The organism is Amycolatopsis lurida, assembly GCF_900105055.1.
Classification (GTDB): domain Bacteria; phylum Actinomycetota; class Actinomycetes; order Mycobacteriales; family Pseudonocardiaceae; genus Amycolatopsis; species Amycolatopsis lurida.
Map to the genome: position 1 here is coordinate 7775963 of NZ_FNTA01000004.1, position 14682 is coordinate 7790644.

The following is a 14682-nucleotide window of genomic DNA, read 5'->3' on the forward strand; positions in this document are numbered from 1 at the left end:
CTCACTGCTCCCGCATCGCGCGGCGGATCTCGGCCAGCTTGTCCTTGGCTGCCTTGTCCCGGTCGGCGATCTTCTTGTCGAGCGAGGCGACGTCTTCCTTGCCACCGAGCCCGGCGAGCTCGGTCGAGCCCAGCGACGTCGTGTACCGCTGCTCGATGCGGTCCCGCACGTGGTCGAACGAGGGCACGCCGCCCTCGCTGTAATCCGGCTCCGGGACCTCGACGGGCGCCGTCGGGGACTCTTCGACGATCTCGGCGTCGAGGATTTCCTTGTCCGGGTTGTTCTCGGTCATCGTCCACTCCGTCCTGCGTGCCACGGCACGGCTTCGGTCATCAACCCGAGCATGCCCGAAACCAGCCGCATCTGGTCGACCGTGCGGATGTCGGCTTCGACCAGCCGCGGCGAGCAGACCACGATCGCGAGCGCCTGTGCCCGCGAGAGCGCCACGTTCAGCCGGTTGCGGGAGAGCAGGAAGTCCAGGCCACGCGGCAGATCGACCGCCGAGGACGAGGTCATCGTGGTGATCACCACCGGCGCCTCTTGCCCCTGGAACCGGTCCACGGTGCCCACCCGGACACCGGGGTGCCCGGCCTGCTCCAGCGCGCGGGCCACGACCCGGGCCTGCAGGTTGTACGGCGCCACGACCAGGATGTCCTCGTCGCCGAGCGGCCGGGGTTCGCCGTGATCGGTCCAGGCGCGGCCGTGGAGTTCGGTGACCAGGGCGGTGACCGCCTCGGCCTCCTCGACCGACCTGGTCGTGTTGCCGTGGTGGTCGACCTCGGCGAGGTACAGGCCCGCCTCGATCCCGTCGATCGCCCGCTCGGCGGCCGAGGGATGCGAGTGCAGGCGGCCCGCGTAGGACAGCCGCGACACCGGCGCGCAGACGGCCGGATGCATCCGGCGGGTCTCGTCGAGGAAGTACCCGAGCTCGGCCGGGATGATGTCCGCCTCGCCGATCAGATGCCCGAGCGCGGAGGCTTCGGCGCCCGCGGGATGCGTTCCCTGCACGACCTGCGGCAGCTGCTGCGGATCGCCCAGCAGCAGGAGATTCTTGGCGCACATCGACACCGCGAGCGCGTCGGCTAGGGCGAACTGGCCCGCCTCGTCGATGATCAGCAGGTCGAAGGGCTCTTCCCGGATGGCGGCATTCGCGAACGTCCAGGCCGTCCCGCCGACCAGATGGCCGGTGTCGTGCTCTTCGCGCCATTTCACCAGCGCGGGATTGGTCTTCGGCTGCTCCCACGGCGCCGCCGGATCCGGGGTCCGCTTGGCGCGTTTGGCACACGGCAGATCCGGCGCGTTCTTGAGCGCGGCGGACAGCACGTTCTCCACGGCCTTGTGGCTGGTCGAGGTGACGGCGATCGTCTTGCCCGCGCGCACGAGTTTCGCGATGAGCCTGCCCGCGAGGTACGTCTTGCCCGCGCCGGGCGGGCCCTGGACGGCGAGCGTGGAGCCGTCGAGCGCCTCGACGGCCTCGATCACCGTGCTCACCAGATCCGACCCGGCTTCGGGCAGGCTCCGGTCGTCGCGCAGCCGCGGCGTCGTACGCCGGAGGAGATCGACGCCGGGATGGGCGGGCAGCACCGGCAGCGTGTCGACGACGAGGCGCGCGAGATCCGCGACCGCGTCGTCCTTGGGCGAGGGGCGGACCGGGCTCCCCGGCAGCACCGCCACCGGCCGGTCGGCGGTGGTCTCGTCGGGCGGGCAGCTTTCTTCCAGGGTCAGCTCGACGGCGGTCGCCGAGACGACCTTCGCGTCCCGTGCGGCCGCTCCATACCGCAGGCGGACGTCGTCGCCGGGGGCGAAGGGATGCGGCCGGTCCGGGTCGCAGCGGAGCATCAGCGAGCGTTTCGCCTTGCGGACCCGGCCCGACGGCGGCACCCATTCCCCGGCCTCCAGCGAGACCGGGACGGTGCAGGCGTTGTCGGTCTCCAGATCGCCGAGCGGGGCGGCCAGCTGGCGGAAGTACTCCCACCACGCCGGATTCGTCTCGCGGCGGTGGTAGCCGACGGACGCGGCCAGCAGCGCGCGGGCGCGATCCTCGCCGGTGAACTCGCCAGGGTCGTCGGGAAGCCCGTCCAGCAGCGGATCGACCAGCGCGGCCAGCTGCGCGGCGCGTTCGGCGCGTTTCTGCGCGGCGACGTCCTCCTCGGTCTGGCGGAGTAGAGCGTCCACATCGGACTCTTCAGGTGGCTCGGCGAGCGCGATTCCTTCGTCCACGCGGACTTTGTGGAGGAATTCGAAAAGCCGCAGCGTTGAGACGCAGTCGTATTCGTTGTAGTCGCTGATCCCGCGCAGCACCTCGTCCGCGTGTTCGGTCTCGCCGGAGGCCGTTAGCGTCAAGTACTCCTCGTAGGCCTCGATGCTCGAAACCGCCGTCTTGACGTCGCCATCGCGGGCTTCGGGCATGTAGAGCGGTTCGAGGTACTTGATGGAGTACGACCGCTGGGAGACCCGGAGTGCCTTGCGCACCACGGAATACAGGTCCACCAGGCCGCCGCTGCGCAGCAGATGGTCGACGGCGTCCTCGCGGGTCCCGTGCACGGCGGCGAGCCGCTTGATCGCGGTGACCTCGTACGGGGCGTAGTGGTAGACGTGCGAGCCGGGATGCTCCGCGAGCCTCGCCGTGGCGAAGTCGACGAACTCCTCGAAGGCCCGTTTCTCCTGCGACCGGTTGTGCGCCCAGAACGGCGTGAACTTCGTCCCCTCTTCGGCGGTCACGGCGCCGAAGAGGTATTCGAGCCCTTCGCCCGCCAAGGCGTACGGGTCGCCTTCCATGTCGAAGAAGACGTCGCCGGGCGCGGGCGGCGGGAGTTCGGCCAGCGCGTCCGGATCGATGACCTCGTAGGCGACCTGCCCGGTGGCGTCCTGCCGGACCTGGATCGCGGCCTGGGCTCGCAGCGTGGTGAACGACATCGTCGAGATGTCACGCGGCCGGTCTTCGGGTGCGGCGGCCGCGAGCGCGTCGATCGTGCCGAGACCCGCGGCGACGAGTTTGCGCCGCTGGTCGCCGCGCATTCCCGCGACCAGCGAAAGATCGCGATCGGCCTCGCGGGCGCTCGCGCAGTGCGCGGCATAGGAGCAGCCGCCGCACGCGGGCCGCTCGTCGGCCCACAGCGGAACCGGCAGTGTCGGCGGCCGGTTCCGCAGCCGGGCGCGGAGCCGGTCCACCAGCGGGAGGAAGTCGTCGACGCGGAACGACCGCGTGCTGTGATCACCCAGCAGCAGATGCATCTGCGGCCCGGCGGGCCAGCCCGCCCGGCGCAGCGCGTCGGCGTACGCGGTCAGCTGGACGACCGCGGCGGGCTTCGCGTGCCTGGCCAGCTTTGTGTCGTAGACCTCGTAGCGGCCTTCGTCGTCCCGCATCAGGAAGTCGGCGCGGCCGGAGAACTCACCGTCGTGGAAGACCGCCTGGTAGATCACCGGCGCACCGGCCCGTAGCGCCTCTTCGGTGGCCTTCGCGGCGACGACCGGGTCGCGTTCGTCGATCTCGACGACGGTGCTCCGTTCACCGCGCAGCTTGTCCAGCGTCGCGGCCTCGTGCGCGCGCCCGTGCGTGACCGCCAGCTGATCCGGCCCGGAGCCCGGCCGCGGCGCTCCCGGCAGGCCGGCGGCCAGCGCCTGGTTCAGGAGGCTGCGGTGCTCGCATTCGAGCAGGTCGGCGAGATCGGACGGGGTGTACATCGCCCGGGAGTCTCGCACGGACTCCCGGATGGACGGTCCCGGCGCGCCGGAGTCAGCCGGAGGTGTGGTCGAACTTCAGATGCGAGGTGATCCGGTAGCGGTCGCCCCGGTAGATCGAGCGGGTGTACTCGATCACGCGGCCGCTCGCGTCGCGGGTGGTGCGTTCGAACAGCAGCGCGGGCGAGTGCTGCGGGACGCCGAGCAGGCCGGATTCGTCGGCGTCGGTGACGGTCGGCTCGATGATCTGCACAGCCGTCGCGGGTAGGACCTCGTACCGCGTGCGGAGCAGTTCGTAGAAGGAACCGGACTCGAAGCCCGCGGCCGTGATGTCCGGCACGAGGTCGCGGGGGACCAGGATCCGTTCGATCGCCATCGGCGCGTCTTCGACCACGCGGACGCGGGTGACCGCCACCAGCGTGTGGCCGGGCGAGACCTCGAGCCGCTTGCCGAGCCGGGCGCCCGCCGTCGTGGTGGCGAAGTCGATCACCCGGCTGGTCCAGTGCCCCTCGGCGGGCGGGGCGAACTGCTCGCCGCCGGTCGCGGGAACGAGGTCCTGGGAGATCTTGCGCGGTGCGGTGAACGTGCCGCGGCCGTGCTCGCGGACCACGAGTCCGTCGCGCTCCAGCTCGTCGATCGCGGCCCGCAGGGTGGGGCGCGAGACGCCGATTTCACTGCTCAGCGCGCGTTCCGAAGGCAGGACCTCGCCCGGCTGCCGCCGCTCGATGAGCTGGCGTAGCCGGTCCTTGACCTCTGTTCGCCGCATGACCACAGCCTACCCAGTGGTCAGGGTGAATTGGCTGGTGGACAAGTTGTCTAGACCTATTGACTTTACCACTTCGCGGGGAGACGGTGGAAGAAACTGACCAGTGGTAAAGGAGACGACGATGTCGACCTCAGGGAAGTTTCGCGTCGCCGCCATCGCGGCGTTGTCGGTCGCCGCGCTGGCGGTGGCGCCGGGTGCCGTGGCCGGAGCGGCCGCTTGCGGGGCACTGTTCGACGATTTCCACTACGGCTCGCACGCCGACGGACTCCTCGCCCAGCACGGCTGGCAGGTGCGATCCGGAGCCGGCGGCCCCGGGGTCGCCGGCGCGCGCTGGGCTCCGGAGGGCATCACCTTCCCGACGTCCGGCGGGGACAAGGTGCTGCAACTCGCCTCCACCACCGACGGCACGCCCACGGGCACGACGCAAACCGAGATCATGCAACCCGACCGGCGCTTCTTCGAAGGGACCTACGCCGCCCGGATCCGCTTCTCCGACGCGCCGGTGTCCGGCCCGGACGGTGACCGGATCAACCAGACCTTCTTCACCATCAGCCCGCTCCGATACGACAACGACCCGATCTACAGCGAGCTGGACTTCTCGGAGTACCTGCCCAACGGCGGCTGGGGCGAGGCGGGACCGGTGAACTTCCAGACCAGCTGGCATACGTACACGCCGGATCCGTGGTACGCCGAGAACGAGAGCGACAGCCAGCGCCGCAGCATCGACGGCTGGCGTTCCGTCGGGGCGACCGTGTCCGGCGGCCATGTGCGGTACTACATCGACGGCGCGCTGGTGGCCGACCACGACCGGAGCGGCCCGCTCGACGTGTACCCGCGGCAGAACATGTCCCTGAACTTCAACCAGTGGTTCATCGACCTCACGCAGCACAACGGTGGTACGAGCACCTACCTCGAACAGGTCGACTGGGTCTACTACGCGAAGAACGAGGTCCTGACGCCGCAGGCCGCCGCCGGACGGGCCGCGTCGTACCGGTCTTCGGGCGTGCGGTTCGCCGACGATCTCGGTGGCTGTTAGACATAAGCAGTGGATCGGCTGACTGAGCGTTTCGAGGAGCACCGGACCAGGTTGCGTGCGGTGGCGTACCGGATGCTGGGTTCGGCCAGTGAGGCCGAAGACGCCGTCCAGGAGACCTGGCTGCGGCTCGACCGCACCGATGCGGGGGAGATCGAGAACCTCGGCGGCTGGCTGACCACGGTGGTGGCGCGGGTGTGCCTGAACGTGCTGCGCTCGCGCGGCCATCGTCGGGAAGAACCGCTCGACGACCAGCTCGCCGAATCGGCCGACTCGTCGGCCGATCCCGCCGCCGACGCGGTGCTCGCCGACTCGGTCGGGCTGGCGATGCTGGTCGTCCTGGACACGCTCGCGCCGGCCGAACGGCTCGCGTTCGTCCTGCACGACATGTTCGCGGTGCCGTTCGACGAGATCGCTCCGCTGATCGACCGCACCCCGGCCGCCGCCCGGCAACTCGCGAGCCGCGCCCGGCGCCGTGTCCAGGGCCGATCCGCCGCAGCGGAACCGGACGTCGCACGACGACGCCAAGTCGTCGACGCCTACCTGGCCGCGGCCCGCGGCGGCGACTTCGACGCGCTCCTCCAGCTCCTGCACCCCGACGTCGTCCTCCGTGCCGACAAGGCGGCAGGCCCCTCGCGCGCGCCGATCTTCCTGCGGGGCGCAGGCAAAGTGGCTCGTGGTGCGGCCGCTGCTTCGGTGCGGGCGGCGGTCACTCAGCTCGCGCTGGTGAACGGCGGTATCGGTCTCGTGATGGCCGACGAGGGACGGCCTTCGGTGGTGCTCGCGTTCGCCTTCGTGGACGGGAAGATCAGCGAGATCGACGTCATCGCGGATCGGGAACGCTTGCGGGGGCTGGATCTGGTGATGGTGGACTGACCCGGGTTGCGGTTCGGTCGCGAACGAGTACCGATGGCCCCGTCCCTTCGCCGGATTCGTTAACGGTCTTCTGACGTGGTCCGCCTTCTTTTCGAAGCTCTTTGAGCCACGACGAGGAGGAGACCATGTCGGAAGGAACTGCCCGGCGCCATCCGGTGAAAGAACAGGACACCGCGTATCGGGACGACTATCAGCGGGATCGGGACCGGGTTCTCTATTCGTCCGCGTTCCGGCGGCTCGCCGGGGTTGCGCAGGTCGCCGCGGTCAACGAGCAACTGGTGTTGCACAACCGGCTCACCCATAGTTTGAAGGTCGCGCAGATGGGGCGAAGACTTGTGCAGCACCTGCGCTATCAATTGGACGATCCGAAGCGTGGCTTCCCGGAAGGGTCGCATCTGAACGAGGACGTCGTCGAGACGGCGGGACTCGTGCACGACATCGGACATCCACCGTTCGGTCATATCGCGGAGGAGGTACTCGACCAGCGGCTGGCTCAGATCGAAGGGCTGGAAGGCTTCGAAGGGAACGCGCAGTCCTTCCGGGTGGTGACCAAGCTCGCCCGGCGGAAGATGGAGCACCCGGGCCTCAACCTGACCCAGGCGACGTTGAACGCGATCCTCAAGTATCCGCGTCTCAAGTCGGGTGATTCGCCCGCGGCCTTGTGGACCGCCCGCGGCTACGGGGACAAATGGGGCGCGTATCAGACCGAAAAGGTGGACTTCGACTGGGCGAGGGAAGGCAGCCGCCGTGACTTGAGGTCCGCGAACGCGGTCTTGATGGACTGGGCGGACGACATCAGTTACGCGACGCATGATCTGGAGGACTACTTTCGTGCCGGTCTTATCCCACTGCACAGTTTGTCGGTGGACAAGGAGCGCATACTCAAGCATGGCCTCCGCCGACTGAAGCAGCAGAGGGGATTCGACGAGTTCCGATTTCGGAACGAGCTCGAAACGATCATCGCCGAGTTCGGGGGACGCCTGCATTCCCAGTGTTGGGAGACCCGTAAGAACCGGGTGCAGATGAACAAGATCAGCAGCGGCCACCTCACCCGGTTCGTGAAGGCGGTCCGGCTACTCGGCGAACCACCCTATGTCGAGATCGAGCAGGGCAGTCAGTACCGGGTCGCCGCGCTGAAGGAACTCACGTGGTTCTACGTGATCAACAGGCCTCCGCTTGCCATCCAGCAGGAAGGTCAGAAGCGGATCATCGGTTCGCTCTTCGATCGGTTGATGGTGTGCTTGGAGAAGTCTCCGAATAGTCCGAAAATCCCCATCCAACTCCGGGGGATCTATCGCGATATCACGCATGACGACACGGCGGAATCGATGTCGGAGAGCGGCAAGAGAGCCGGATGTGCCCGGGCTGTCACCGACTACATCTGTCTGCTCACCGAAGCGCAAGCGGTCGATCTTGGCGAGCGGCTGGCGGGGCGGTCGCAGAGCTCGATGTTCGGAACCTGGTTCAACTGAACGTGGGCATGCCGAAGGGCCCGTCGCCGGTGATGGTCGGCGGGCTCTTCGGCGTCAGCGGTGGTTATGGCGGGGTGTTTGTAGTGGGTCGAGGTATTGGGGCGGAATGAATTCGGGTCGTCCGTTGGTCATCTGGACTTTCCAGCCGGATTGGCCGTGGATGACCATGTGGTGGTAGCGGCAGAGCAGACAGAGATTGTCGAGGTCGGTATCGCCGAGTCGGCCCCACGGCAATATGTGGTGGGCTTCGCAGTGTTTGGGTCGTCGATGACATCCCGGAAAGGCGCAGCCGTGGTCACGGAGGTTCAGCGCTCGTCGTTGTGCGGGACTGATGGACCGGGTGGCGCGGCCGATGTCGAGGGGTTCGCTCTCGGAGCCAAGGACTGCGGGGATGATCTTCGCGTCGCAGGCCAGCATCCGCGCATGCCGTGCGGTGATCTGGGTGACCTCGTCGATGCAGGCGGATCCCAGTCCGGAGGTCAGAGACTCCAGGGGGATGGTGACGACGATGGTGGTGCGGTCCCCGGACAGGGTCGGGGCTTTGTCGTTGGTCATGGCGTAATGGATGGCGTCGAACAACGCGTCACCATGACGTTCGCCGGGAGTGCGGGGGTCGCGGTTGCCGTCCTCGTCGACGGGTCTTCGTTGTCCCCAGGTTTCGAACAACGCGTTGGCGCGGGCTCCGAATTCGGGGTCCAGCAGGCCGTTGAGGCGCCACCAGCCGTCGTCGCGTTTGCGTAGATGGACCTCGCGTGAGGGTGGTTTGAGTTCTTCGTCTTTCGGTTCGTTCCCGTCGGGGTCCAGGTGTGCGAGGAGATCGGCGCCGACGTTGGTGATCTCTTGTGGCCCGGCGTGGCGGGCGAGGTTGACCAGGATTCGTTCCGCGCCGGAGCGGTCCTCGGCGGAGACCTCGGCGGGGATTTTCTTCAGTACGGTGAGGATGGGGTCGAGTTGCTGGTGCCCGAGGTCGCCTTCCGCCGCGGCGGCTCCGGCGATGGGTGCGAAGGCGGGTGCGGGCGTGCCGTCGAGGTTGCGGCTCTCGTTCACCGCCAGCGCGCGTGTCACGGTGTCACGGGCTTCATTCGGGCTGATGCGGGCGGTTTCGGCGAACCACCCCGCGGTCGAACCATGCCCGAACAACTCCATCGGGCCGCGGGACTCGATCTCGACCAGGAACTGCCCGACCTCCGCCAAAGCCTGACGTGCCACCGACAACCGCTCGACCACGCCGTGCGCGAGCTCGCGCGCACCGGCGCGCCACAGCTCGTGCGGTGGTTCGAGGATGCGTTGGCCGGACACCCCACAAGAATACCAGGAATCGAACAAGTGTACGAATGTGAAAAGTGCTCCGGAATTGGCTTCGCATTCTGTTGATGGGCGAGATGGGACACCTGGATATTGTTGAGCAGTAAGGGAAACGTGAAGGCCGGCAGCGCGAGATCGTGAGTCGGAAAGCGACCCGATGTCAAGGCCGTCCACGAAGAAACCTGCCGATGGAATCGCCCGTCACCGCGCGCACGATGAGATCCGGAGAAGTCCTCAACCTCACCATGTGGAGGTCGAACGCTTCGCGAGGTCCCTGGCGACGAACGCGGCCATCCGGTCCGACTCGGGGTCACGCATCAGCTCGAACGAGGCCACGATCCTCGACCGGTCACCGCCCCACCTCGACCCTCGATTTCCTCCTCACCGTACCGGTGACGTCGCCGCAGCCCTCGAAACCCGCCTAAGGTGACCGAGGACGCCGCAGTCACTCCCGGGAGGCACGCATGTCGTTGTTGGCCCAGCTGAACGCCGCGATCACCACGGGCACGATCGAGGTCGTCGACCTCACCGCCCCGTTGAGCGCGAGCACCCCGATCCTCCAGCTGCCCGAGCCGTTCGCGAACACGATCCCGTTCGGTCTGGAGGAGATCAGCCGCTACGACGAACGCGGGCCGCGCTGGTACTGGAACAACATCCACACCGGCGAGCACACCGGGACCCATCTCGACGTTCCCGTGCACTGGGTGTCGGGAAAGGACGGACACGACGTCTCCGAGGTGCCGCTGCGCACGCTGGTCGCCCCGGCCGTGGTGCTCGACGCGACGGCCCGTGCGGCCGAGGACCCGGACTTCCTGCTTTCCAGAGAAGACATCCGTGAGTGGGAACGCGTGAACGGGCCGCTGCCCGACGGTGGCTGGCTGCTCTACCGCACGGGCTGGGACGCCCGGTCGCATGATCAGGAGACCTTCCTCAACAACGACGAGAACGGTCCGCATTCGCCGGGCGTCTCGGCGGAGTGTGCCCGCTGGCTGGCGGAGGAGGCGCCGATCACCGGGTTCGGGGTGGAGACCGTGGGCACCGACGCGGGGCAGGCGCTGGCACTCGAACCGGCCTTCCCTTGCCACGAACTTCTTCTGGGCGCCGGAAAGCACGGCCTGACCCAGTTGCGAAACCTCGCGAGCCTGCCGCCCACCGGATCGCTGCTCGTCGTCAGCCCGCTGCCGATCGTCGGCGGTTCCGGCAGCCCCGCCAGGGTGTACGCGCTGGTCGAACGGGCATGAACGTCGCGGAGCTGGTCGGCCGCACGCTGGCGGAGCTCGGGGTGGGCGCGGCGTTCGGGGTGGTGGGCAGCGGCAATTTCGAGGCCACCAACGGATTGCGCTCCGGCGGGGTGCGGTTCGTCGCCGCACGGCACGAGGGCGGCGCGGCGAGTATGGCCGACGCGTACGCGCGGATGAGCGGCCGTGTGCCGGTGCTGAGTGTCCATCAGGGCTGTGGGCTGACCAACGCGCTCACCGGGATCACCGAGGCCGCCAAGAGCCGGACCCCGATGATCGTCCTGGCCGGGGACACCGCGGCGTCGTCGGTGCTGTCGAACTTCCGGGTGGACCAGGACGCGCTCGCGTCCGCCGTCGGTGTCGTGCCGGAGCGCGCGCACGGTGCGGCCACCGCGATCGCCGATACCGTCCGCGCTTATCGGACGGCGGTGCAGCAGCGCCGCACCGTCCTGCTCAATCTGCCGCTCGACGTCCAAGCCCAGAAGGCGCACGAAGCGGTCCCGGTTCCGGAAATCACCGGCCCGGCGCCGATTCGGCCGGACGGCGACGCGGTCGCGAAACTGGCGGATCTCCTCGTCGAAGCACGGCGGCCGGTGTTCATCGCCGGTCGCGGTGCCCGGGCGAGCGCCACGTCCCTCAAGGCGCTCGCGGAAGTGTCCGGCGCGCTGCTGGCGACTTCGGCGGTGGCGCACGGACTCTTCCACGACGATCCTTTCTCGATCGGGATCGCGGGCGGCTTTTCTTCACCCCGGACGGCGGAACTCATCAGGGACGCCGACCTCGTGATCGGCTGGGGCTGCGCGCTGAACAGGTGGACCACCCGGCACGGCACGCTCCTCGGCCCGGACGCCAGGCTGGTCCAGGTCGACGTCGAGCAGGCCGCACTCGGCGCGCACCGGCCGATCGACCTCGGCGTCGTCGGCGACGCCGCCGGCACGGCCGTGGACGTGCGCGCCGAACTCGAAAAACGCGGCCACCGGAGGAGCCGCGAAGCCCTCGAAAGCACACAATGGAACGACGTGCCGTATAACGACCTATCCGGCGACGGCAGGATCGATCCGCGCACGCTCAGCCGCCGTCTCGACGAGATCCTGCCCGCCGAACGCGTGGTCTCGATCGACTCCGGCAACTTCATGGGCTACCCGAGCGCGTACCTGTCCGTCCCCGACGAGAACGGCTTCTGCTTCACCCAGGCGTTCCAAAGTATCGGGCTCGGTCTCGGCACGGCGATCGGCGCGGCGCTGGCCCGGCCGGACAGGCTGCCGGTGCTCGGAGTCGGTGACGGCGGCTTCCACATGGCCATCTCCGAGCTGGAAACCGCCGTGCGGCTACGGATCCCGCTCGTCGTCATCGTGTACGACGACGCGGCGTACGGCGCCGAGATCCACCATTTCGGCGACGCGGACATGACGACGGTCCGGTTCCCCGACACCGATATCGCGGCGATCGGGCGCGGTTTCGGATGCGCCGGGATCACCGTGCGGACGGTCGAGGATCTGGCCGCCGTCACGGAATGGCTCGGCGGGCCACGGGACGCACCGCTCGTCGTCGACGCCAAGATCGCCGACGACGGCGGCTCGTGGTGGCTCGCCGAAGCCTTCCGGCATTGAGTCCGCTAAACGCCCCAGTCCGGCCTCAGCGGCATGCCCGAGTCACCGTCCGGACCGACCTTCACCCCGAGCACCTGGTGCAGTTCGATCTCCCGCCGTTCGAAGGCGAGTCGGCACGCGGCCATGTACAGCGCCCAGACGCGGCTCCGCCCGGCGCCCGCTTCGGCGACGGCCGCGTCCCAGTTCGCGTCGAGGTTGGCGCACCACGCGCCGAGGGTGGTGGCGTAGTGCTCGCGGAGATTCTCCGAATGCCGCACCTCCAGCCCGCTGTCGTGCATCGCGGTGGCGATCTCTCCGACGGATTCCAGCTCGCCGTCGGGGAAGACGTACCGGTCGATGAACCCGCGTGACCGGTGCGCGACGGAGGTGTCCGGGTTGGTGATGCAGTGGTTCAGCAAACGCCCGTGCGGCTTCAGTTTCCCGGCGAGGAAACGGAAGTACGACGGCAGGTTGCGGGCGCCGATATGCTCCGTGAGCCCGATGGACGACACCGCGTCGAACCCCGTTTCGGTGACGTCGCGGTAGTCGAGGTGCCGTACTTCGGCCTTGTCCGCGAGCCCCTTGGTCACGATGTCCTTCTGCGCCCATTGCGCCTGTTCACGCGAAAGGGTCACGCCCAGCGCCTCGACGCCGTAGTTCGCGACGGCGTGCTCCACCATCCCGCCCCAGCCGCAGCCGACGTCCAGCAGCCGCATCCCCGGCCGGAGGCCGAGTTTCCGGCATACCAGGTCGAATTTGTGCGCCTGTGCCTCTTCCAGAGAGGCGTCGGCGGACGGATACGCGGCGCAGGTGTAGGCCATCGACGGCCCGAGCACCAGCTCGTAGAACCGGTTCGAAACGTCGTAGTGGTTGGAGATCGCGCTGCTGTCACGTGCTTTCGAGTGCCGCAGCCCGTCGACGGTGCGCTTGAGGCGGCTCGGCAGCTCCTCTGCGGGCGGGGCGACGCGGCGCAGGTGCGTGGGGCCGAGTTTCCGCAGCAGCCACAACCGGTCGGCGGCGCTGAGCTGGTCGACCTGGGAAACGAGCGCACGCAACGCCGTGTAGAGGTCACCGTCGACGTCGAGCGCGCCGGCGACGTAGGCCCGTGCGAGACCGAGGTCTCCTGGGGAGGACATCAGATACGTCAAGGCCAGCGGTGATCGCACCTCGATCGACACGGGTGCGTCCGCGGGCCCGCTCGTGCTGCCGTCATAGGCGGTGATGGACACTTCGGCGCTCGGGCCGAGCAACCGCTCGAAGATCTTGCCGACGGTCGTCGTCTCAGCCATGGTCGTCTCTCTTCTTCCGGCCCGGGTCACCGCCGCCGCACGCATTTCGCGTACAGGTCGAGCAGTCGGCCGTCGGGGTCGTAGGCCGTCTTGAGTTTCCGGTAGGCGTCGCCGTTGTACAGCCGCCAGAACTCGTCTTCGGTATAGAAACTGTCGGAATACAGCGACTTCCGCCCGCCGAGCCGGGTCACTTCGGCCTCGATCAGCCGATTGTGCGTATCCGGCTCCTCGCCGGGGTCCAGCGGGACCGCGGACCAGAACCCGAAGTTGACGTACAGCGTTTCGGGGTCCAGTTCGTACAGCGGCGAGTTCACGCCACCCGGCCGCTGCTTCAGCGGGCAGATCCACACCGGGCTGATCGGGATCTCCCGGCGGAAGAAGTCCAGGAACTCCGCTGCCCGCGACAGCGGTACCTCGATGTCCTGGACGATGGTCTCTTCCGGGGGAAGCCTGCGCAGCTTGAGCAGTTTCGCGGCGATCCCGAACCGGCGGTCGAGCGCCACGACCTTCCAATAGACCGACGATCGCAGCAGCCGCCTGCCCAGCAGCAGCCGGGGGAGCCGGTGCTGCACGCCGAACGCCCGCGAGCACCAGAACCAGTCCGTGTCCCAGCGCCACAGGTAATCGCGGACGCTCAGATGATCCGTCTCGCGCGAGCGGATCGACTTGTAGTAGATGTCGAGCCAGGTGTAGTCGCTGGTCGCGGGCGCCGAGGCGGTGAACGTGCCCAGCGTCAGGTACTGCTCGCCCGGCCCGAAGACCGTGCCGTCCACGAAGTCGGCCGACCCGTTACGGCAGGCTTCACCCAGCGCCGCGAAGTACTCCTCGGTGTCGTCGTAGCGGACGTGCTCGAGCCGCACGTACGGTTTGACCGGTTCCAGCTCGATCTTCAGCCGCAGCGCGTAGCCGAGCGTCCCGTACGAGTTCGGGAAGCCGTGGAACAGGTCGCTGTGCTCGTTGTCCGGCCGCGCGACGACGATCCTGCCGTCGCCGGTGAGCAACTCCATCTCCAGCACCGACTCGTGCACGAGCCCGCTGCGGAACGAGGACGACTCGATGCCGAGACCGGTGACCGCGCCACCGAGCGTGATCGTCTTGAGCTGCGGTACGACCAGCGGCATCAACCCGTGAGGCAGGGTCGCGTCCACCAACTGCTCGTAGGTGACCATGCCTTCGACGTCGGCCGTGCGCGCCAGGGGATCGACGTCGAGGACATGCGTGAATCCCGAGACGTCCAGACCCGGTGTGGTGGTCGCCGTCCGTGCCCGGAACAGGTTCGACGTCCGCTTCGCCAGCCGGATCGTCCCGTGGAGATCCGCGAGCTGTGCGCGGAGCGTTTCGGCGCGCGCTTCGTGTTCGGCGAACCGGACCAGCCGCGCCGTCGTTCGGGTACCGCTGTCTCCGCTAGTCATTCCTGATCGCCATCAGTTCAT

At 68.3% G+C, this 14682-nt stretch carries 11 protein-coding genes; 5 read left to right on the forward strand and 6 right to left on the reverse strand.

The window, feature by feature from the left end:
* Position 1 precedes the first annotated feature (1 nt).
* Genes BLW75_RS41865 through BLW75_RS41875 form a run of 3 tightly spaced genes read right to left on the reverse strand, consistent with a single transcriptional unit; the run spans position 2 to position 4447 of the window.
* Positions 2-292 carry a hypothetical protein gene (locus BLW75_RS41865; RefSeq protein WP_034323652.1) on the reverse strand — a complete coding sequence of 97 codons (291 nt, stop codon included), beginning with the start codon at positions 290-292 and terminating at the stop codon, positions 2-4.
* Positions 289-3684 carry a TM0106 family RecB-like putative nuclease gene (locus tag BLW75_RS41870; RefSeq protein ID WP_034323653.1) on the reverse strand — a complete coding sequence of 1132 codons (3396 nt, stop codon included), beginning with the start codon at positions 3682-3684 and terminating at the stop codon, positions 289-291. Before BLW75_RS41870 ends, BLW75_RS41865 begins: the two co-directional genes overlap by 4 nt.
* A gap of 52 nt (positions 3685-3736) precedes the next feature.
* On the reverse strand, positions 3737-4447 hold the full coding sequence (locus BLW75_RS41875; protein ID WP_034323656.1) for a GntR family transcriptional regulator: 711 nt from the start codon (positions 4445-4447) through the stop codon (positions 3737-3739).
* A 121-nt stretch (positions 4448-4568) separates the two neighbouring features.
* On the opposite strand from BLW75_RS41875, the gene BLW75_RS41880 reads away from it, so the two are divergent.
* The 3 genes from BLW75_RS41880 (at position 4569) to BLW75_RS41890 (ending at position 7828) form a co-directional block, all read left to right on the forward strand.
* Positions 4569-5483, forward strand: coding sequence for a glycoside hydrolase family 16 protein (locus BLW75_RS41880; RefSeq protein WP_034323659.1), 915 nt, complete (start codon positions 4569-4571; stop codon positions 5481-5483).
* 9 nt (positions 5484-5492) lie between these two features.
* Positions 5493-6356, forward strand: a complete 864-nt coding sequence (locus BLW75_RS41885) for a sigma-70 family RNA polymerase sigma factor (protein ID WP_034323661.1) — start codon at positions 5493-5495, stop codon at positions 6354-6356.
* A 125-nt stretch (positions 6357-6481) separates the two neighbouring features.
* Positions 6482-7828 (forward strand): deoxyguanosinetriphosphate triphosphohydrolase family protein, encoded by a 1347-nt coding sequence (locus BLW75_RS41890; protein WP_034323677.1) that lies wholly within the window; start codon positions 6482-6484, stop codon positions 7826-7828.
* A gap of 54 nt (positions 7829-7882) precedes the next feature.
* On the opposite strand, the gene BLW75_RS41895 is transcribed toward BLW75_RS41890, so the two are convergent.
* Complete coding sequence (locus BLW75_RS41895; RefSeq protein WP_091599545.1) at positions 7883-9127, reverse strand: HNH endonuclease signature motif containing protein; 1245 nt, start codon at positions 9125-9127, stop codon at positions 7883-7885.
* A 470-nt stretch (positions 9128-9597) separates the two neighbouring features.
* On the opposite strand from BLW75_RS41895, the gene BLW75_RS41905 reads away from it, so the two are divergent.
* Positions 9598-10374 carry a cyclase family protein gene (locus BLW75_RS41905; RefSeq protein WP_034316900.1) on the forward strand — a complete coding sequence of 259 codons (777 nt, stop codon included), beginning with the start codon at positions 9598-9600 and terminating at the stop codon, positions 10372-10374.
* Positions 10371-11981, forward strand: a complete 1611-nt coding sequence (locus BLW75_RS41910; protein ID WP_034316898.1) for a thiamine pyrophosphate-binding protein — start codon at positions 10371-10373, stop codon at positions 11979-11981. Before BLW75_RS41905 ends, BLW75_RS41910 begins: the two co-directional genes overlap by 4 nt.
* 5 nt (positions 11982-11986) lie before the next feature.
* Here the strand turns inward: BLW75_RS41910 and BLW75_RS41915 are convergent, their stop codons facing one another.
* Together BLW75_RS41915 and BLW75_RS41920 are read right to left on the reverse strand one after the other, a co-directional pair.
* Entirely contained in the window at positions 11987-13249 is a 1263-nt protein-coding gene (locus BLW75_RS41915; RefSeq protein WP_034316894.1) for a class I SAM-dependent methyltransferase, read from the reverse strand.
* A gap of 26 nt (positions 13250-13275) precedes the next feature.
* Positions 13276-14661 carry an FAD-binding oxidoreductase gene (locus BLW75_RS41920; protein WP_034316891.1) on the reverse strand — a complete coding sequence of 462 codons (1386 nt, stop codon included), beginning with the start codon at positions 14659-14661 and terminating at the stop codon, positions 13276-13278.
* Between the last annotated feature and the right edge of the window lie 21 nt (positions 14662-14682).

What these genes read in the sequence shown, in the direction of transcription:
- BLW75_RS41920 (WP_034316891.1), bottom strand. Translation starts at nt 14,661, where the DNA reads ATGACTAGCGGAGACAGCGGTACCCGAACGACGGCGCGGCTGGTCCGG.
- BLW75_RS41915 (WP_034316894.1), bottom strand. Translation starts at nt 13,249, where the DNA reads ATGGCTGAGACGACGACCGTCGGCAAGATCTTCGAGCGGTTGCTCGGC.
- BLW75_RS41880 (WP_034323659.1), top strand. Translation starts at nt 4,569, where the DNA reads ATGTCGACCTCAGGGAAGTTTCGCGTCGCCGCCATCGCGGCGTTGTCG.
- BLW75_RS41890 (WP_034323677.1), top strand. Translation starts at nt 6,482, where the DNA reads ATGTCGGAAGGAACTGCCCGGCGCCATCCGGTGAAAGAACAGGACACC.
- BLW75_RS41910 (WP_034316898.1), top strand. Translation starts at nt 10,371, where the DNA reads ATGAACGTCGCGGAGCTGGTCGGCCGCACGCTGGCGGAGCTCGGGGTG.
- BLW75_RS41865 (WP_034323652.1), bottom strand. Translation starts at nt 292, where the DNA reads ATGACCGAGAACAACCCGGACAAGGAAATCCTCGACGCCGAGATCGTC.
- BLW75_RS41905 (WP_034316900.1), top strand. Translation starts at nt 9,598, where the DNA reads ATGTCGTTGTTGGCCCAGCTGAACGCCGCGATCACCACGGGCACGATC.
- BLW75_RS41875 (WP_034323656.1), bottom strand. Translation starts at nt 4,447, where the DNA reads ATGCGGCGAACAGAGGTCAAGGACCGGCTACGCCAGCTCATCGAGCGG.
- BLW75_RS41870 (WP_034323653.1), bottom strand. Translation starts at nt 3,684, where the DNA reads ATGTACACCCCGTCCGATCTCGCCGACCTGCTCGAATGCGAGCACCGC.